This window comes from Streptomyces sp. NPDC028907 (assembly GCF_055564995.1).
Map to the genome: position 1 here is coordinate 24,116 of NZ_JBVHVE010000028.1, position 19,628 is coordinate 43,743.

Annotated in this window: 11 protein-coding genes; 10 read left to right on the top strand and 1 reads right to left on the bottom strand. The window is 71.8% G+C overall.

All coding sequences use genetic code 11. The annotated features are described in order from the left end of the window. Nucleotides 1-10: 10 nt before the first annotated feature. From ACZ4UU_RS43915 to ACZ4UU_RS43950, 8 genes are all read left to right on the top strand, one after another. Nucleotides 11-1,882, top strand: a complete 1,872-nt coding sequence (locus ACZ4UU_RS43915; protein ID WP_471909057.1) for an ABC transporter ATP-binding protein — start codon at nucleotides 11-13, stop codon at nucleotides 1,880-1,882. Continuing rightward, nucleotides 1,879-3,750, top strand: coding sequence for an ABC transporter ATP-binding protein (locus ACZ4UU_RS43920; protein WP_471909058.1), 1,872 nt, complete (start codon nucleotides 1,879-1,881; stop codon nucleotides 3,748-3,750). The genes ACZ4UU_RS43915 and ACZ4UU_RS43920 overlap by 4 nt, the downstream gene beginning before the upstream one ends. A gap of 19 nt (nucleotides 3,751-3,769) precedes the next feature. Further along, nucleotides 3,770-5,482 carry an ABC transporter ATP-binding protein gene (locus tag ACZ4UU_RS43925; protein ID WP_471909059.1) on the top strand — a complete coding sequence of 571 codons (1,713 nt, stop codon included), beginning with the start codon at nucleotides 3,770-3,772 and terminating at the stop codon, nucleotides 5,480-5,482. 134 nt (nucleotides 5,483-5,616) lie between these two features. Next, nucleotides 5,617-7,347 carry an ABC transporter ATP-binding protein gene (locus ACZ4UU_RS43930; RefSeq protein ID WP_471909068.1) on the top strand — a complete coding sequence of 577 codons (1,731 nt, stop codon included), beginning with the start codon at nucleotides 5,617-5,619 and terminating at the stop codon, nucleotides 7,345-7,347. A gap of 87 nt (nucleotides 7,348-7,434) precedes the next feature. After that, the gene (locus ACZ4UU_RS43935; RefSeq protein ID WP_471909060.1) at nucleotides 7,435-9,465 is read left to right on the top strand and encodes an NAD(+) synthase; all 2,031 of its coding nucleotides are present in this window, start codon (nucleotides 7,435-7,437) and stop codon (nucleotides 9,463-9,465) included. 318 nt (nucleotides 9,466-9,783) lie between these two features. After that, nucleotides 9,784-11,832, top strand: a complete 2,049-nt coding sequence (locus tag ACZ4UU_RS43940; protein WP_471909061.1) for a M4 family metallopeptidase — start codon at nucleotides 9,784-9,786, stop codon at nucleotides 11,830-11,832. A 210-nt stretch (nucleotides 11,833-12,042) separates the two neighbouring features. Then, nucleotides 12,043-13,707: a M4 family metallopeptidase gene (locus tag ACZ4UU_RS43945; RefSeq protein ID WP_471909062.1), complete on the top strand. Its 1,665-nt coding sequence runs from the start codon at nucleotides 12,043-12,045 to the stop codon at nucleotides 13,705-13,707. Nucleotides 13,708-13,777: 70 nt separating this feature from the next. After that, complete coding sequence (locus ACZ4UU_RS43950) at nucleotides 13,778-14,287, top strand: DUF1990 family protein (protein WP_471909063.1); 510 nt, start codon at nucleotides 13,778-13,780, stop codon at nucleotides 14,285-14,287. A gap of 15 nt (nucleotides 14,288-14,302) precedes the next feature. Here ACZ4UU_RS43950 and ACZ4UU_RS43955 read toward each other — a convergent pair whose 3' ends face one another. Then, entirely contained in the window at nucleotides 14,303-16,921 is a 2,619-nt protein-coding gene (locus ACZ4UU_RS43955) for a glycosyltransferase family 1 protein (protein ID WP_471909064.1), read from the bottom strand. A gap of 333 nt (nucleotides 16,922-17,254) precedes the next feature. On the opposite strand from ACZ4UU_RS43955, the gene ACZ4UU_RS43960 reads away from it, so the two are divergent. Next, nucleotides 17,255-18,457 (top strand): S8 family peptidase, encoded by a 1,203-nt coding sequence (locus tag ACZ4UU_RS43960; protein WP_471909065.1) that lies wholly within the window; start codon nucleotides 17,255-17,257, stop codon nucleotides 18,455-18,457. Between the two features lie 236 nt (nucleotides 18,458-18,693). After that, nucleotides 18,694-19,628 (top strand): maltotransferase domain-containing protein (locus tag ACZ4UU_RS43965; protein WP_471909066.1); only part of this gene is annotated, 935 nt, incomplete at its 3' end.

Below are 19,628 nucleotides of genomic sequence, written 5' to 3' on the forward strand. Positions count from 1 at the left end.
CTCGCTGCTGATGGTGACGACACGTGCAACCGCCGAGGAAAGTCCTGACCGAACCGACCGGACCGACCGTTCCGCCGTGCGGACGCTGCTGCGGCTGTGGCCGTATGTGCGGCCGGTGCGGGTGCGGTTGTTCACCGCCGCGGCCGTGGCGATCGTCGCCTCCTGCCTGGCGCTGGTCATCCCGCTCGTCCTGAAGTGGATGGTCGACGGTCCCGTCGCCGACCGGGATCCGGCCGGAGTGTGGCTCGGCGCGCTGTATCTGCTGCTGCTCGGGTTCGGGGAGGCGTTGCTGTTCGGGCTGCGGCGGTGGCTGGTGGCGCGGCCGCTGGCGGGTGTCGAGGCGTCGATGCGGGCGGATCTGTACCGGCATCTGCAGCGGCTGCCGGTGGCGTTCCACGACCGGTGGGCGTCGGGACAGCTGCTGTCGCGGGGCACGACCGATCTGATGCTGCTGCGCATGTTCCTCGCGTTCCCACTGACGTTCCTGCTGGTCAACAGCGTGACGATCCTGGTCGGCGTGATCATCATGCTGCTCCAGGACTGGACCCTGGGCCTGGTCATCCTCGTCCCGGCCGTGCCCGTGATGGTCACCTGCGTGGTCTTCGAGAAGCGGTACGCCTCAGTGGCGCGTCGCGCGCAGGACCAGGTGGGCGATCTGACGACGGTCGTCGAGGAGAGCGTGCTCGGGATCCGCATCGTCAAGGGCTTCGGCCGGCACCGCAGTCAGGCCCGGGCGTTCCGGGAGCTGTCCCGGACCCTGCGCGGCACGGAACTGCGCAAGGCCCGGCTGCTGGCCACGATCTGGGGCGTCATCGTGACCCTGCCGGAACTGGCCATCGGGGCGGCGCTGGTGCTGGGCTCGATCCAGGTGGCGGACGGGGAGCTGTCGGCCGGCACGCTGGTGGCCTTCCTGTCGACGGCCCTCGCACTGCGCTGGCCCGTCGACTCGATCGGCTTCCTGCTGGCGATGAGCCAGGAGGCGGCGACGGCGACGGAGCGCTATTTCGAGGTGATGGACGAAACGCCGGAGCCGGATGGAACGCCGGAAAGGGACGCCCCCCAAAGGGGCGCGGGGCTGAGTCGACATGCGGCTCCGCCGCGGGGCGCGACCAGCCCCCACGAGCCCGCGGCCGACAACGACGGCCTCCGCTTCCACAACGTCCGTTTCCGCTATCCCGACGCCCCGGAAGACTCCCCACCCACCCTCGACCACATCGACCTGCACATCCGCCCCGGCGAATCCATGGCCCTCGTAGGCGCGACAGGCAGCGGCAAGACCACCCTGACCGCCCTCGTCCCCCGCCTCCACGAGGTGACGTCCGGCCACATCACCCTCGACGGCCACGACATCTCCGCCATGCCCAGGGAATCGCTGCGCGAACTCGTCGCGGTCGCCTTCGAGGAGCCCACCCTGTTCTCGGCCAGCGTCGCGGACAACGTTCTCATGGGTGCCGCGGACGGCGCGGGAGAGCCCGACCTGGAGCGGGCGCTCGCGGTCGCGCAGGCCGGTTTCGCGCACACCCTGCCGCACGGCACCGGGACCCAGGTCGGGGAGCAGGGCCTCAGCCTCTCCGGCGGCCAGCGCCAGCGCCTCGCGCTCGCGCGGGCGGTCGTCGGCCGGCCCAGGTTCCTCGTCCTCGACGACCCGCTGTCCGCCCTGGACGTGCACACCGAGGCCGCGGTGGAGGCCGCCCTGCGGGACGTGCTCGCGGAGACCACCGCCCTGATCGTCGCCCACAGACCCTCCACCGTGCTGCTCGCGGACCGCGTCGCCCTGCTCTCCGAAGGCCGTATCGCCGCCGTCGGCACCCATCACGAACTGCTGCGCACGAACGCCGAGTACGCCCACCTCATGGCCGGGACCGAGGAGGCCGACCGATGACGGCGACCACCGCCACCGCACAGGGCAAGGACCAGCCCGGCGAGGACCAGCCGGCCCCCGCCGACCCCCGCACTCCGGACGACCCGTTCGACCGCGACGTCCTGCCCACTCCCCCGGGCGCCACCTCCGCCCTGCTGCGCTCCCTGCTCGCCCCGATGAAGGCCCGCGTCGCCGTCACCACGCTCCTGCTGCTGTTCCAGCAGGCGGCCGTGCAGGCGGGCCCGCTGCTGGTGGCGTACGCCATCGACTCGGCCGTACCGGCGTTCCGGCGCGACGACCTGGGGCCGCTGGTCGCGGTCGGCGTCGGCTATCTGCTGTGCGCGCTGGCGTCCGGCGCCCTCCAGTACGCGTTCATCCTGCTCTCGGCCCGCGTCAACCAGGACGTGCTGCTCGACCTGCGCGGGCGTATCTTCCGCCATGCCCAGGCCCTGAGCCTCGACTTCCACGAGCGCTACACCTCGGGCCGGCTGATCTCCCGTTCCACCACCGACGTGGAGTCGCTGCGCGAGCTGCTGGACGAGGGCCTGCAGGAACTCGTCACCGTCATCCTGTCCTTCGTCTACATCTCGGCGATGCTGCTCTGGCTCGACCTGGGCCTCGGCGCGGTCGCCGTGGCCTCCTTGGTGCCGCTGTACCTCCTGGTCCGGCGCTACCGGCGGCGTGCCGCGCGTGTGTACACCCTGCGGTCCACCGCCATCGCGGCCGTGATCGTGAAGTTCGTCGAGACGATGAACGGCATCCGCCCGGTGCGCGCCTTCCGCCGCGAGGCCGCCAACGACGCCGACTTCCGGACCCTGAACAGCCGGCACGAGCGCACGAACGGCGACGCGCTGCTGGAGATGGCCCAGTACGTGGTCGGCTCCCGGCTCGTCGCCAACACCGCGGTCGCGGGGATCGTGCTGTGGGGCGCCTACCGGGTGGCCGGCGGCACGCTGGCCCTCGGTGTGCTGGCGGCGGCCGTGCTGTACCTGCGGCGGCTGTACGACCCGATCGACCGGCTCGGCATGTTCCTCAACTCGTACCAGTCGGCGGCGGCGTCCCTGGAGAAGATCGCCGGGCTGCTGGCCCAGACGCCGTCCGTGCCCGAGCCGTCCGCGCCCAGGCAGCTCCCGGCACGCGCGTCCGAGCACCCCGGCCGCGAGGTCGTCTTCGACGGCGTCCGGTTCGGCTACCGCACCGGCGGCGAGGTGCTGCCCCGCTTCGACCTCACGATGCCGGCCGGGCAGACGGTCGCGGTCGTCGGCTCCACCGGCGCGGGCAAGTCGACGCTGGCCAAGCTGCTCGCCCGGTTCTACGACCCCTCCGACGGCCGGGTCCTCCTCGACGGCGTCGACCTGCGCGAGCTGGCCGTGCCCGAGCTGCGGCGCGGGGTGGTGATGGTGACGCAGGAGGCGTTCCTGTTCTCCGGCACGGTCGCCGAGAACATCGCGATCGGCCGGCCCGACGCCACCCGCGAGGAGATCGAGCAGGCCGCGAAGGCCATCGGCGCGCATGATTTCATCAGCTCCCTGCCCGAGGGCTACGACACCGACGTACGCAAGCGAGGCGGCCGTATCTCCGCCGGTCAGCGTCAACTCGTCGCCTTCGCCCGGGCGTTGCTCGCCGACCCGGCGGTCCTGATCCTCGACGAGGCGACCAGCTCCCTCGACATCCCCGGCGAACGGGCCGTGCAGCGCGCGATGTCGACGGTCCTGCACGGGCGTACGGCGGTCGTCATCGCCCACCGGCTGTCCACGGTCGAGATCGCGGACCGCGTACTGGTCATGGAGCACGGGAAGATCGTCGAGGACGGCACGCCCGCCGAACTCATCGCGGGGACGGGCAGGTTCGCGGATCTGCACCGGGCGTGGCGGGACAGTCTGGCGTGACCTTCCGGGGGGACAACAGGTGATCGACGCGTACGAGGATCCGGGCGAGCCCGACTGCCGGGGAGGTTGGCGGTATCTGTGGTGGCTCGTCATGCGCCAGGCGACGCGGTCCGTGGTCGGGGCGCTGATCTCCAGTGTGTGGATGGTGCTGCTGGCGGCGACGCCGTATCTGATGTCCCGTGCCGTCGACGACGGGCTGACGGCCGGTGACTACGGCGCGTTGGCGGGGTGGACGGGCGCGCTGTTCGCGGTGGGCGCGTTCAACGCCTGGCTGAGCATCATGCGGCACCGCACCATGACCCGGGTGCGGATGGACGCCAACTTCCGCACGGTCAAGGTGCTGATCGGGCACGCGGTACGCCTCGGTGCCGCGCTGCCGCGCCGGATCGGGGCCGGGGAGGTCGTCACGATCGGCGTGGGCGACGTCCAGACGATCAGCCAGTCCCTGACCGTCGTCGGCCCCGGGTTCGGGGCGATCGTCGCCTATCTGGTGATCGCCGGGCTGCTGGTCTCGGTGTCGGTGCCGATCGCCGTCGTGGTGCTGCTCGGGATGCCGCTGGTCGGCGTGCTCGTCGGGCCGCTGCTGGGGCGCCTCCAGGGCACGGAGACGGAGTACCGGGAGCGGCAGGGCGTGCTGACCGCACGGATCGCCGACCTCGCGGGCGGGCTGCGCGTCCTCAACGGCCTCGGCGGCAAGGGACTGGTGGCCGACGCCTTCCACCGCGACTCGCAGCGGCTGCGGGCGCAGGGGTACCGGGTCGGCGCGGTGACCAGCTGGGTGCAGGCGCTCGGGGTGGGGCTGCCGACGCTGTTCCTGGCGGTGGTGACCTGGCTCGCGGCCCGGCTGGCCGCCCAGGGGGACATCACCGTGGGGCAGTTGGTGTCGGTGTACGGCTATGTGGCGGTACTGGTGGGGCCGGTGGCGTTCTTCATCGAGTGCGGCTACCAGGTCAGCCGTGGCGTGGTGGCGGCGCGGCGGGTCGTGCGGTTCCTGCGCCTTGAGCCGCTGCCGGACACCGGCACCCGGGACGCCCCGGCCGAACCTGCGGTGCTGTACGACCCCGGGTCCGGGGTCCGGGTGCTGCCGGGCCGCCTGACCGCGCTGGCCGGGGCACTGCCCGCCGACGCCGTGGCCGTCGTCGACCGCCTGGGCCGCTACACCCCGTCCGCGGCGAGCTGGGGCGAAGTACCCCTGTCCGAGATCGCGTTGCCGCAGCTCAGACGGCACATCCTGGTCGCCGACCACGAGGCCGACCTGTTCGCGGACACCCTGCGCCAACTGGTCTGCGGCCCCACGGAGCGCGACGAGGCGACGATCGCGGAGGCCGTGCGCACCGCGGTCGCCGAGGACATCGTCCGGGGCCTGCCCGACGGCCTCGACACGCCGATCGACGCCCAGGCCCGCAACCTCTCCGGCGGCCAACGCCAACGCGTCCGCCTGGTCCGCGCCCTGCTGGCCGATCCCGAGATCCTGCTGGCGATCGAACCGACCTCGGCCCTGGACGCCCACACCGAGGCCCGCGTGGCCGACCGCCTGCACACGACGCGACGGGGCCGCACGACGCTGGTGACGACGACGTCCCCCCTGGTCCTGGACCGAGCGGACACGGTCCACTACTTGGTCGACGGCAAGGTGACGGCAACGGGGACCCATCGCGAGTTGCTTGACGCCGAGCCGGGCTACCGAGCCCTGGTGGCCAGGGACGAAGACGCCGAGGAGCTTGCCAAGTGACGGAGGCCAAACACCCCAAAGGGGCGCGGGGCTGTGCCAATAAGCGGCTCCGCCGCGGGGCGCGACAAGCCACGACGCGCCCGCACCCGGCACGCGACCCCGACCCCCGCCCCCTCTCCCGCACAGCCCTCCCCATCGCCGCCCCCAAAGACGTCCGCAAAGCCACCACCCGCCTCATCCAGGCCGACGCCAAGTCCTTCACAGCCGTCCTCGCCCTCAACGCCCTCGCAGCCCTGACCGGCCTCGCCGGCCCCTACCTGGTGGGCCGCATCATCGACGAAGTCAAGCGCGGCGCAGACGTGACGTCCGTCGACAAACTCGCCCTGGCGATCCTGATAGCGGCAACAGCCCAGCTGTTGCTGGCCCGCTGGGCCCGCTACGTCGGCCACCGCTTCGGCGAACGCACCCTCGCCCGCGTCCGCGAGGAGTTCGTCGACCGCACCCTCGCCCTGCCCGCGTCGGTGGTGGAACGGGCCGGCACCGGGGACCTCACCGCACGCGGCACCGCCGATGTGGCGGCCGTCGGCACCACCCTGCGCGACGCCGGGCCGGAGCTGCTCATCAACTCCGTACAGGTCCTGTTCCTGCTGGGCGCCGTCTTCGTGCTGGACCCCCTGCTCGGCGCCTGCGGTCTGCTCGGCCTGGCCGGTCTGTGGCCGGTGCTGCGCTGGTATCTGCGCCGCGCCCGCACCGGCTATCTCGCCGAGGGCTCGGCCACCTCGGACGTCGCGGAGATCCTCGCGGCGACCGCGTCCGGCGCGCGCACGGTGGAGGCGCTGCGGCTGGAGCGGCGGCGGGTGGCGGCGAGCCGGGACGCGTTGGAGACGTCCCGCCGGACCCGGCTGCACACGCTCTTCCTGCGCTCGGTGTTCTTCCCCTCGGTCGAGATCGCCTATCTCGTGCCCGTGGCGACGGTCCTGCTCGTCGGCGGGGCGCTGCACGCGCGGGGCACGATCAGCCTGGGCACGGTGGTCGCGGCCGCGCTGTATCTCCAGCAGATGGTGGGTCCGCTGGACGAGATCCTGATGCGCGTCGAGCAACTCCAGAGCAGCGGCGCCTCCTTCGCCCGCGTGGAGGGCCTGGCAGGCGCCCCGAGAGCCACCGACGCCGACTCCCCCACCCCGGCGGACGACCTGATCGAGGTGACCGGCGTCCGCTACGCCTACGACCGCGGCGGCGAGGTCCTCGGCGGCGTCGACCTGACCGTCCGACCGGGCGAACGCCTCGCCGTGGTCGGCCCGTCCGGTGCCGGCAAGACCACCCTGAGCAGGCTGCTGGCGGGCGTGGACGCGCCCACCGCGGGCTCCGTGACGGTCGGCGGCGTCCCGGTCGTCGCGCTCGGCCCGGAGCAGCTGCGCCGCCAGGTCGTCCTGGTGACGCAGGAGCACCACGTCTTCCTCGGCACGGTCCGCGACAACCTGCGGATCGCCGAGCCGTCCGCCACGGACGAGCAGTTGTGGGCCGCGCTCACGGCGGTCGGCGCCGACGGCTGGGTGCGCCGGCTGCCCGACGGCCTCGCCACGGCGCTGGGCGACGGGGGCCACGGCACTGACGGCTCGCAGGCCCAGCAGCTGGCCCTCGCCCGCGTGGTGCTGGCCGACCCGCACACCCTGATCCTCGACGAGGCGACGGCGCTGCTCGACCCGACGACCGCCCGGCACACCGAGCGTGCCCTGGCGGCCGTACTTCAGGGCCGTACGGTCATCGCCATCGCGCACCGGCTGCACACCGCGCACGACGCCGACCGGGTGGCGGTGATGGAGAGCGGTCTGCTCACCGAGCTCGGCACCCATGACGAGCTGGTCGCGGCCGGCGGGGCGTACGCGGCGCTGTGGCGGTCCTGGCACGGGGAGCGGCCCGCCTGAGCAGGAGATCTATGCTCGAAGGCGTAGGAGATCGCTGACCCGCCGAAGAACGCACAGCAGAACGCCACAGCAGAAAGCCGCAGTCCATTGAACTTCTGGTCGATCTACCAGCACGGCTTCGCCCGCGTCGCCGCGTGCACGGGCCACACCGTCATCGCCGATCCGCGGGCCAACGCGGAGGCGGTGCTGCGGCAGGCCCGCGCGTGCGCGCGGGACGGCGTGGCCGTCGCCGTCTTCCCCGAGCTGGGCCTGACCGGCTACTCGATCGAGGACCTGCTGCTCCAGGACGCGGTGCTCGACGAGGTCGAGGAGGCGCTCGGCACGGTCGTCGCCGGGTCGGCGGAGCTGCTGCCCGTGCTGGTCGTCGGCGCCCCGCTGCGCCATCGCCACCGGATCTACAACTGCGCGGTGATCGTGCACCGCGGCCGGATCCTCGGCGTGGCGCCGAAGTCGTACCCGCCGAACTACCGCGAGTTCTACGAGCAGCGGCAGATCGCTTCGGGTGACGACGAGCGCGGCGGGACGATCCGGGTCGGCGGCGAGGAGGTGCCGTTCGGGACCGACCTGCTCTTCGCGGCGGAGGACGTGGCGGGGCTGGTGCTGCACGCGGAGATCTGCGAGGACATGTGGGTGCCGGTGCCGCCGAGCGCGGAGGCCGCGCTGGCCGGGGCGACCGTGCTCGCCAACCTCTCCGGCAGCCCGATCACGGTCGGCCGGGCGGAGGACCGTCGGCTGCTGTGCCGGGCGGCGTCCTCGCGCTGTCTGGCGGCGTACGTCTACTCGGCGGCCGGTCTGGGCGAGTCGACCACGGACCTGTCGTGGGACGGCCAGACCATGATCTACGAGAACGGCGTCCTGCTCGCCGAGTCGGACCGCTTCCCGCTCGACGACCAGTACGCGGTCGCGGACGTCGACCTGGACCTGCTGCGGCAGGAGCGGCACCGGATGGGCACGTTCGACGACAACCGGCGTACCCACGCGGCCCGCACGGGTGACTTCCGGCGCGTCACGTTCCGGCTCGACCCGCCGACGACCGACCTCGGGCTCCAGCGCCGGGTCGAGCGCTTCCCGTTCGTGCCGGCCGACGCCGACCGGCTCGCCCTGGACTGCTACGAGGCGTACAACATCCAGGTCGCGGGTCTCCAGCAGCGGCTGGGCGCGATCGGCGGCCCGAAGGTCGTCATCGGGGTGTCCGGCGGGCTGGACTCGACGCACGCGCTGATCGTGGCCGCCCGGGCGATGGACCGCGCGGGCCGGCCGCGCAGCGACATCCTCGCGTTCACCCTGCCGGGCTTCGCGACCAGCGACCACACCAAGGACAACGCCCACAAGCTGATGAACTCGCTCGGCGTGACCGCGGCCGAGCTGGACATCACACCGACCGCGCGGCTGATGCTGCAGGAGATGGGCCACCCGTTCGCGTCCGGTGAGCCGGTGTACGACGTCACCTTCGAGAACGTGCAGGCGGGGCTGCGCACCGACTACCTGTTCCGGCTCGCCAACCAGCGCGGTGGCATCGTGCTGGGCACCGGTGACCTGTCGGAGCTGGCGCTGGGCTGGTCCACGTACGGCGTGGGCGACCAGATGAGCCACTACAACGTCAACTCCGGTGTGCCGAAGACGCTGATCCAGCATCTGATCCGCTGGGTCATCGGCAGCGGGCAGTTCGACGAGGAGACCGGCAAGACGCTGGCCGCGATCCTCGACACCGAGATCAGCCCGGAGCTGGTGCCGGGCGAGGAGATGCAGTCGACGGAGTCGAAGATCGGCCCGTACGCGCTGCACGACTTCACGCTCTTCCAGGTGCTGCGGTACGGCTTCCGGCCGTCGAAGGTCGCCTTCCTGGCCTGGCACGCCTGGCACGACCCGGAGGCCGGCGCCTGGCCGCCCGGCTTCCCGGAGGCCAAGCGGGTGGCGTACGACCTGGCGGAGATCCGGCGCTGGCTGGAGGTCTTCTGCCGTCGCTTCTTCGCGTTCGCACAGTTCAAGCGGTCCGCCATGCCGAACGGCCCGAAGGTCTCGGCGGGCGGTTCGCTCTCCCCGCGCGGCGACTGGCGCGCGCCGTCGGACGGCAACGCGGCCGCGTGGCTGCGGGATCTCGCCCGTATCGACGACTGAGTCGCCGCCGGCCCGTCTCGTCTCGTCTGTCCGGTCCGTTTATCGAACGTGAACTCCCGGACAACGAACGATTTCCGGCCAACTTTCTGACGCGGTCCTGACAGAAACCGCAGTCACCTGCCACTCTTCCCACGGCCGCGACACAGCAACCCCACAACACCGTCACACGGCGGTGCCCGCGGCTGTACTCCCGCACGCGCACGTCCGTTCCCGCACGCGCACGTCGTTCTGCGTACCACCACGTATCGCCCGGACGGCCCACCCGCCGGCCGGTCTCCCCTGGCCGCGTGATCCGCGGCCGCGCAGAAGGAGTCAGTGTTGAGAGACAGTTCCTCCCACAGACGCACCCCCCACTCGACGCACCGCAGGGCCGCGGCCGTGGCCCTCGTCGGCGTCTCCGCCCTGATCGCCGCGGCCGTCCAGTCGGGCGCCGCCACCGCAGCCCCGGAGAAGGCACCGTCGGCCGCGGGCAAGGTCATACCGGGCGCCGAGTCCGTCAAGCTGTCCCCCGCCCAGCGCGCCGCGCTGATACGCGAGGCCAACGCCACGAAGGCGGACACCGCCAAGGACCTGGGCCTCGGCGCCAAGGAGAAGCTGGTCGTCCGTGACGTGGTCAAGGACGGCAACGGCACGGTCCACACCCGCTACGAGCGGACGTACGACGGTCTGCCCGTCCTCGGCGGCGACCTGGTCGTCGAGACCACGAAGGCCGGCGCCACCAAGGACGTCGAGAAGGCGACCCGCGCCGCCATCAAGCCGGCGACCACGACCGCGGCCGTCCCCGCCGCCAAGGCCGAGAAGCAGGCGCTGGCCGCGGCGAAGGCGGAGGACGCCAAGAGCCCCGACGTCAACCGGGCGCCCCGCAAGGTGATCTGGGCCGCGAACGGCACGCCGACCGTGGCGTTCGAGACGGTCGTCGGCGGCTTCCAGCACGACGGCACCCCGCAGGAACTGCACGTCATCACCGACGCCACCACCGGCGAGAAGCTGTACGAGTGGGAGGCGATCGAGACCGGCACCGGCAACACGGTGTACTCGGGCACGGTCAACCTCACGACCACGCAGTCCGGTTCGACGTACAACCTCACGGACGGCGCGCGCGGCAACCACAAGACGTACAACCTGAACCGCGGCACCTCCGGCACCGGCACCCTGTTCTCCGGAGCCGACGACATCTGGGGCAACGGCAGCCCGTCCAACCTGGAGTCAGCGGGCGCCGACGCGCACTACGGTGCCGCGCTGACCTGGGACTACTACAAGAACGTGCACGGCCGTTCGGGTATCCGCGGCGACGGCGTCGGCGCGTACTCCCGGGTCCACTACGGCAACAACTACGTCAACGCGTTCTGGTCCGACAGCTGCTTCTGCATGACGTACGGCGACGGATCGGGCAACGCCAACCCGCTGACGTCGATCGACGTGGCCGCGCACGAGATGACCCACGGGCTCACCTCGAACACCGCGGGCCTCAACTACTCCGGCGAGTCCGGCGGCCTGAACGAGGCGACCTCCGACATCTTCGGTTCGACCGTCGAGTTCTTCGCCAACAACTCCTCCGACGTCGGTGACTACCTCATCGGCGAGGAGATCGACATCAACGGCGACGGCACCCCGCTGCGCTACATGGACCGGCCGAGCCAGGACGGCGCGTCGAAGGACGCCTGGTACTCGGGCATCGGCTCGATCGACGTGCACTACTCGTCGGGCCCGGCCAACCACTTCTTCTACCTGCTGAGCGAGGGCAGCGGCACCAAGACCATCAACGGTGTCACCTACAACTCGCCCACCTCGGACGGCCTTCCGGTCACCGGCATCGGCCGGGACAAGGCCGAGAAGATCTGGTTCCGCGCGCTGACCACCAAGTTCACGTCCACCACCAACTACGCGGGCGCCCGCACCGGCACCCTCGCGGCGACCGGCGAGCTGTACGGCACCACGAGCGCCGAGTACAAGGCGGTCCAGCACGCCTGGGCGGGCGTCAACGTGGGCGCGCGCCCCGACGGGGGCGGCGGTGGCGGTACGTCCTTCGAGAGCGGAACCGACGTGGCGATCCCGGACCGGGGCGCGGCGGTCACCTCGCCGATCACCGTCTCCGGGCGGACCGGCAACGCGCCGTCCAACCTCCAGGTCGCGGTGGACATCGTCCACACCTACATCGGTGACCTCAAGGTGGACCTGGTCGCCCCCGACGGCACGGCGTACACGCTGAAGGCGTACGGGACCGGTGGCAGCGCGGACAACCTGAACACCACGTACACGGTGAACGCGTCCTCCGAAGCCGCCAACGGCGTGTGGCAGTTGCGGGTCCAGGACAACGCGGCCATCGACACCGGCTACATCAACAGCTGGAAGCTCACCTTCCCGTAGGCCCGTCGCGGTCCGCCCCTGACAGGGCGCCGTCTCGGTGGGTTCAACTCCCGCCGGGACGGCGCCCGTTCACATTTCTGAAACATTTACCGGACAGTCAAGTTTTGGCCAACATCACCGCACCCTCCTGACATGTACGCGCCCTAGGTGTCACTCTCCTTGCACCCGCCGCACAAGCACCACAGCACTTCCCCCACAAAAGGAGCTCGTGTGACCCCCCTCTACGCGCGTCACAAGCGGACCACCCTGGCCATCGCCACCGCAGTGGCGGCCGGAGCCCTGCTCACCACCGGTCTGAGCACCGGCACTTCGGCCGCGGCCCCCGCGGACGCCGGCGGCAGGGCCGCCCCGCTCGCCGTCCCGGTCGCGCTGGCCCCCGCGGCCCGCACCGCCCTCATCCAGGACCAGCAGGCCGAGGCCGCCGAGACCGCCGACGCGATAGGCCTCGGCGCCCAGGAGAAGCTGGTCGTCAAGGACGTCGTCAAGGACGCCGACGGCACCGTCCACACCCGCTACGAGCGCACCTACGCGGGCCTGCCCGTCCTCGGCGGCGACCTGGTCGTGCACGAGTCGGCGTCCGGCGCGAGAAAGGGCGTCACCAAGGCGACGAAGGCCACCATCGAGGTCGCCTCGCTCAAGCCGACGATCACCGCGGACAAGGCCGAGGGCCAGGCCGTGAAGCTGGCCAAGGCGGCCGGCTCCGAGAAGACCGCGGCGGACCAGGCGCCCCGCAAGGTGATCTGGGCCGCGAACGGCAGGCCGACCCTCGCCTACGAGACGGTCGTCGGCGGCCTCCAGGAGGACGGCACCCCGAACGAGCTGCACGTCATCACCGACGCGGCCACCGGCAAGAAGCTCTACGAGTACCAGGGCATCGAGACCGGCACCGGCAAGAGCCTCTACTCGGGCACGGTCACCCTCGGCACCACCAAGTCGGGCTCGACGTACAGCCTCACCGACGCCACCCGCGGCGGCCACAAGACGTACAACAAGGCCCGCAGCACCAGTTCCTCAGCCGGAACGCTGTTCACGGACGCGGACGACACCTGGGGCACCGGCACGGCCTCCAGCTCCTCCAGCGACCAGACCGCCGCCGTCGACGCGGCCTACGGCGCGCAGGAGACCTGGGACTACTACAAGGACACCTTCGGCCGCAGCGGCATCAAGAACGACGGCAAGGCCGCCTACTCCCGCGTCCACTACGGCAACGCCTACGTCAACGCCTTCTGGGACGACAGCTGCTTCTGCATGACGTACGGCGACGGCGAGGGCAACACCAACCCCCTGACCTCGCTGGACGTGGCCGGCCACGAGATGACCCACGGCGTCACCTCCAACACCGCGGGCCTGAACTACTCGGGCGAGTCCGGCGGCCTGAACGAGGCCACCTCCGACATCTTCGGTACGGCGGTCGAGTTCTACGCGGACAACCCCTCCGACGTCGGTGACTACCTCATCGGCGAGGAGATCGACATCAACGGCGACGGCACCCCGCTGCGCTACATGGACAAGCCCAGCAAGGACGGCTCGTCGGCCGACAACTGGTCGTCGTCGCTCGGCGGCATGGACGTCCACTACTCGTCCGGCCCCGCGAACCACTTCTTCTACCTCCTGTCGGAGGGCAGCGGCGCCAAGACGATCAACGGGGTGAGCTACAACTCCCCGACGTCCAACGGCTCGACCGTCACCGGCATCGGCCGCGCCAAGGCCGCCGCCATCTGGTACAAGGCGCTGACCGAGTACATGACGTCGACGACCAACTACAAGGCCGCCCGTACGGCGACCCTGAACGCGGCGTCCGCCCTGTACGGCGGCACCGGCAGCACGGAGTACAAGGCCGTCGCGGCGGCCTGGTCCGGCGTCAACGTCAGCTGACGCGGGTCCGGTTGAAGGGGCGGCACCCGGGACGAAGGCATTCCCGGGTGCCGCCTTACTCTTGGGACCCATGTCCTTCACGTACGACGCCGTCGGCGCGACCCGGGAGAACGGCTTCTGCCCGCCCGGCTTCCACCCCCTGCACGTGCGCACCCGCATCGGCGAGGGCGAGGGCGTCTTCCGCAGAGCCGCCGAGGCGGTGATGACCTGGGAGATGCACCGCGCGATGGGCGTCGGCATCGACGCGACGTCCGACCGCGCGGCCCCCGACGTCGACGTCACCGTCACCCTCGCGGGCCTGATCAAGGCCCCGTGCCGGGTGGTCTGGACGGCACAGGAGCACCGCCGCGTCGGCTGGGCGTACGGCACGCTCTTCGGCCATCCCGAGTGCGGCGAGGAGGCCTTCCTGGTGGAGCGCACGGGCGACGGCACGGTCTGGCTGACCGTGCGCGCCTTCAGCCGCGGCGCCAAGTGGTACGCCCGAGCGGGCGGCCCGGCGACCCGCGGCCTGCAGCACGCGTATGCGCGACGGTGCGGGGCGATACTGCGCAGGCTGTGCGAGGACGCCGCCGAGGACTGACTTTGCCGGACCCGGCTACCGCAGCAGCACCCCCGCCCCCTCCCCCAGGTCCTCCGCAGGCACCGCCACCAGCCCCAGCTCCGCACCCGACGCCAGCAGCCGATGGGCCGGAAGGATGCGGACCGTGTAGCCGTACGGTCCGGTGCGGTCCAGGGACAGGGGGCCCTCGTAGAGCCAACGGCCCTCGGTGTCCGGGTTGCCGACCGGCTTCAGCGGGACCGTCGAGGCGTCCGCGATGCGGTCCTGCGAGTCGACGCGGCCCGAGACCGCCTGGACCTCCACGTCGTCCGGGCCGAGGTCGCCCAGCCCCACGCGGACGCGGAGGCCGAGGGTGGAGCCGAGTTCCGCGGTGGGGGTCGCCGTCGTCGTCTCGACGTGGTCGACGGTGACGCCGTGCCAGGCCGAGCGCACCCGCGCCTTCCAGCCCGCCAGCTCACGCGCCGCGTCCGGCGTCATCGCGCGATGGGCGTGCGCGGCCGGCGTGTAGAGGCGCTCCACGTACTCGCGGACCATCCTGCCCGCGAGGACCTTCGGGCCGAGCAGGGTGAGGGTCTGGCGGACCATCTCGATCCAGCGGTCCGGCAGGCCGTCCTGGCCCCGTTCGTAGAAGCGGGGGGTGACGCGCTGTTCCAGCAGGTCGTAGAGCGCCGCCGCCTCTATGTCGTCGCGGTGGTCGGGGTCGGTGCCGGTGCCGTCCGCCGTGGGGATCGCCCAGCCGAAGTCCGGCTGGAACCACTCGTCCCACCAGCCGTCCAGGACGGACAGGTTGAGGCAGCCGTTGAGGGCCGCCTTCATGCCGGAGGTGCCGCAGGCCTCCAGGGGGCGCAGGGGGTTGTTCAGCCAGATGTCGCAGCCCGGGTACAGCTTCTGGGCCATCGCCATGCCGTAGTCCGGCAGGAAGACGATGCGGTGCCGCACGCGCGGGTCGTCCGCGAACCGCACCAGTTCCTGCACCAGCCGCTTCCCGCCGTCGTCCGCCGGATGCGCCTTGCCCGCCACCACGATCTGGATCGGCCGCTCCGGGTGCAGGAGCAGGTCCATGAGGCGGTCGCGGTCGCGGAGCATCAGCGTCAGTCGTTTGTACGACGGGACGCGGCGCGCGAATCCGATCGTCAGGACGTCGGGGTCCAGGACGCCGTCGGTCCAGCCCAACTCGGCCGTCCCGGCGCCGCGTTGCCGCCAGGAGGTGTGCAGACGCCGCCGTACCTCCGTCACCAGCTGTTCGCGCAGGTTCCGGCGCAGCTCCCAGATGTCCTGGTCGGGGATCTCCGCGACGGCGTCCCAGCGGTCCGAGCCGCCGACGGTCATGGCGTCCTCGGTGCGCTGCACGCCGATCTGCCGGGCGCCGAGACGGAAGACCTCGGGGGCGACCCAGGTCGGGGCGTGGACGCCGTTGGTGACCGAGGTGATGGGGACCTCGTCGGGGTCGAATCCCGGCCAGAGTCCGGAGAACATCTCACGGCTGACGTTGCCGTGCAGGAGGGAGACACCGTTGGCGCGCTGGCCGAGGCGCAGGCCCATGACGGCCATGTTGAAGAGGTTCGGTTCGCCGCCGGGGTAGGTCTCCATGCCGAGCTGGAGGATGCGGCCGACCTCGATGGTCGGGAGTTCGGCGGCGGGCCCGAAGTGGTGGGCGACCAGCTCGCGGTCGAAGCGGTCGATGCCGGCCGGGACGGGCGTGTGGGTGGTGAAGACGGTGCCGGCCCGGACGGCCTCCAGTGCCGAGTCGAAGTCCAGCCCCTCGGCGCACAGCTCGGCGATGCGCTCCAGGCCGAGGAAGCCGGCATGGCCCTCGTTGGTGTGGAAGACCTCGGGTTCGGGGTGGCCGGTCAGCCGGCAGTACGTCCGGACCGCCCGCACACCCCCTATGCCCAGCAGCATCTCCTGGAGCAGCCGGTGCTCGCTGCCGCCGCCGTAGAGCCGGTCGGTCACCCCGCGCTCGCCGAGGTCGTTCTCCTCGACGTCCGAGTCGAGCATCAGCAGCGGGACGCGGCCGACCTGGGCGAGCCAGACGCGGGCGTGCAGCGACCTGCCGCCGGGCAGGGCGAGGGAGACCTGGGCGGGGGTGCCGTCGGGTTCCTTCAGGAGGGCGAGCGGCAGCTCGTTGGGGTCCAGGACCGGGTAGTGCTCCTGCTGCCAGCCGTCGCGGGACAGGGTCTGGCGGAAGTAGCCGTGCCGGTACAGCAGCCCGACCCCGATGAGCGGTACGCCGAGGTCGCTGGCCGCCTTGAGGTGGTCGCCGGCGAGGATGCCGAGGCCGCCGGAGTACTGGGGCAGGGCGGCCGTGATGCCGAACTCGGGCGAGAAGTAGGCGACGGCGGCGGGGAGTTCGGCGGACTGCTCCTGGTACCAGCGGGTGCCGCCGACATAGTCGCCCAGGTCGCCGGCCACGGCCGTCAGCCGGCGCAGGAAGCGGCGGTCCTCCGCCAGCTCAGCGAGCCGCCCGGGTGACACGCTGCCCAGCAGCCGGACGGGGTCGTTGCCCGAGGCGGCCCAGCCCTCGGGGTCGACGGACTGGAAGAGATCGCGGGTCTCCGTGTGCCAGGACCAGCGCAGATTGCGTGCGAGATCGCTGAGCGGCCGGAGGGGTGCGGGGAGGACTGGACGGACGGTGAATCGACGGATCGCCTTCACGGTTCCCCCTCGGGCAGCGCGCGGCAGGGGACACACGGCGGTGTGCGTCCCGTCATCGTCCCCGACGGTATCGGTATGCGGGGCTTCGTAACCACCGTGCGTTTTAGGGGTGTCTGGCAGTGGCGAAAGGCGAAGTCCGTCCGAAAAGCGCCGCAACCTTCACACGCCCCCCACACATCCCGCATGGCCGATATGGCCGATTCCGCCCCCGTAGGCGTCCTTGTGGCGACTTCTCACCTCACGAGAGGGTGGCTGGTGGCGCACCGGTCCAGGCGGGGTGCACCCCGTGCTCCAGGGCCGCCGTGCGCCGAGTTGAGGAGGGGAACTCACACCATGGCACGGACGCGAATACGGCGTCTGCGCCGGGCTGGTGGCCTGACCGCGGTGACCTGCGTCGCCGCGCTCTCGGCCAGCACCATGCCCGCGCACGCCGCACCGGAGGGGCGGATACTCGGCGCCGGTGAACCCGGCTCCGTCAGCGGCAGTTACCTGGTGACACTCAAGGGGGGAACGAAGGCTCCGTCGGCGGCCGGAAAGAGCCTCGCCGACAAGTACGGGGCGAAAATAAGCCACACCTACGGAACGGTCCTCAACGGCTACGCCGTCCGGGCCAACGAGAGACAGGCCAAGCGGCTGGCAGCGGACTCCCGGGTCGCCTCGGTCGTCCAGGACACCCGGGTGACCCTGGAGCACAACCAGAAGAACCCGCCGTCCTGGGGCCTCGACCGCATCGACCAGGCCGACCTGCCCCTGGACCGGAGCTACACCTGGCCGGAGTCCGCGGGCGCCGGAGTGACGGTGTACGTGATCGACACCGGCATCCGCATCTCGCACAAGGACTTCGGCGGCCGGGCGAGCTACGGCTGGGACTTCGTCGGGGACGACCGGACCGCGAGCGACGGCAACGGTCACGGCACCCATGTCGCCGGCACCATCGCGGGCAAGCGGTACGGCGTCGCCAAGAACGCCGAGGTCGTCGCCGTACGCGTCCTCGACAACGCCGGCGGCGGCACCACCGCACAGGTCATCGCGGGCATCGACTGGGTGACCAGGCACGCGAAGAAACCGGCGGTCGCCAACGTCAGTCTCGGCGGCTACCGCAACGCGCAGCTGGACGCCGCCGTGCGCAACTCCATCGCGTCCGGCGTCACCTACACGGTCGCGGCGGGCAACGACGGGCTGCCGGCCGGCCTGTACTCCCCCGCGGCGGTGAAGGAGGCCATCACCGTGGGCGCCACCGACAAGAAGGACGCGCGGGCCGGCTTCTCCAACTTCGGCCCGGTCCTGGACCTGTTCGCCCCGGGCGTGTCGATCACCTCCGCGTCGTACGCGAACGACACCGGCAGGGCGACCTACTCCGGTACGTCGATGGCGTCGCCGCACGCCGCGGGTGTGGCCGCGCTCTATCTGGCGGACCACCCGAAGGCGTGGCCCGCACAGGTCTCCAAGGCACTGGTGGCCCGAGCCGGGTCCGGCAAGGTCTCCGGGCGCGGGCTCGGTTCGCCGAACAAACTCCTGCGGGTACCGGGCTCATAGCGGCTGGTTATCGGCCAACTGCGGTCACCGGCCCCGTTCCTGCGGAACGGGGCCGGTCTTGTGTGTAGACATACGCGTGAGTAGTTAACAAAGTGCCGGATTGCGTACCCGAATAGGGTGGGAAGGCTCCCCCGGTACACCCCACCCGTGCGCCCCCCGGCGCACTCGGAACGCCCCGCAGGACCCACCTCCCCACAGCCATCCGCCCACCCAAGTTGACGCGGACAGGAGCGGTCATGCCCGCCATGCACCACCAGTCGTCCTCACCCCCGACGTCACGCGCCGCGGCGCCCCCGGCCCGCACGGCCCCCCGCGCCGTCACCGCCGACCCCGGACCACCGGCCCCGGAGCGCCCCTCCGCGAGCGACACGGCCGGCGGCGTCGGACGCATACCCGTCCTCGACGTCCGTCCGGTCGTCCAGCACGGCCGCAGGCCCGCGAAGGCGGTGACCGGCGAGAGCTTCGAGGTCTCGGCGACCGTGTTCCGCGAGGGACACGACGCCGTCGCCGCCAACGTCGTCCTGACCGGCCCCGACGGCCGCCCCGGCCCGTGGACGCCGATGCACGAACTCGCCCCCGGCACCGACCGCTGGGGCGCCACCGTCACCGTCGGCGAGCCCGGGCACTGGACCTACCGGGTGGAGGCCTGGGGCGACCCGGTCACCACCTGGCGGCACCACGCCCAGATCAAGATCCCGGCCGGTATGGACACGGAGCTGGTCCTGGAGGAGGGCGCGCGCCTGTACGAGCGTGCGGCCGCCGACGTGCCCGAGAGCGAGGGGCGGTCCGTGATCCTCACGGCCGTCGAGGCCCTGCGGGACGAGAACCGCCCCGCCGCCTGGCGGTTGGCCGCCGCGCTGACGCCCGAGGTCGACGCGGTGCTGGGCCGGTATCCGCTGCGGGACCTGGTGACGGCGTCGGATCCACTGCCGCTGCTGGTGGAGCGGGAGCGGGCGTTGTACGGCTCCTGGTACGAGTTCTTCCCCCGCTCGGAGGGCACCCCACAGCAGCCGCACGGCACGTTCCGCACCGCCGCGCGCCGGCTGCCCGCGATCGCGGCGATGGGCTTCGACGTCGTCTACCTGCCGCCGATCCACCCCATCGGCACCACCTTCCGCAAGGGCCCGGACAACACCCTCTCCGCCGGCCCGGACGACCCCGGCGTGCCCTG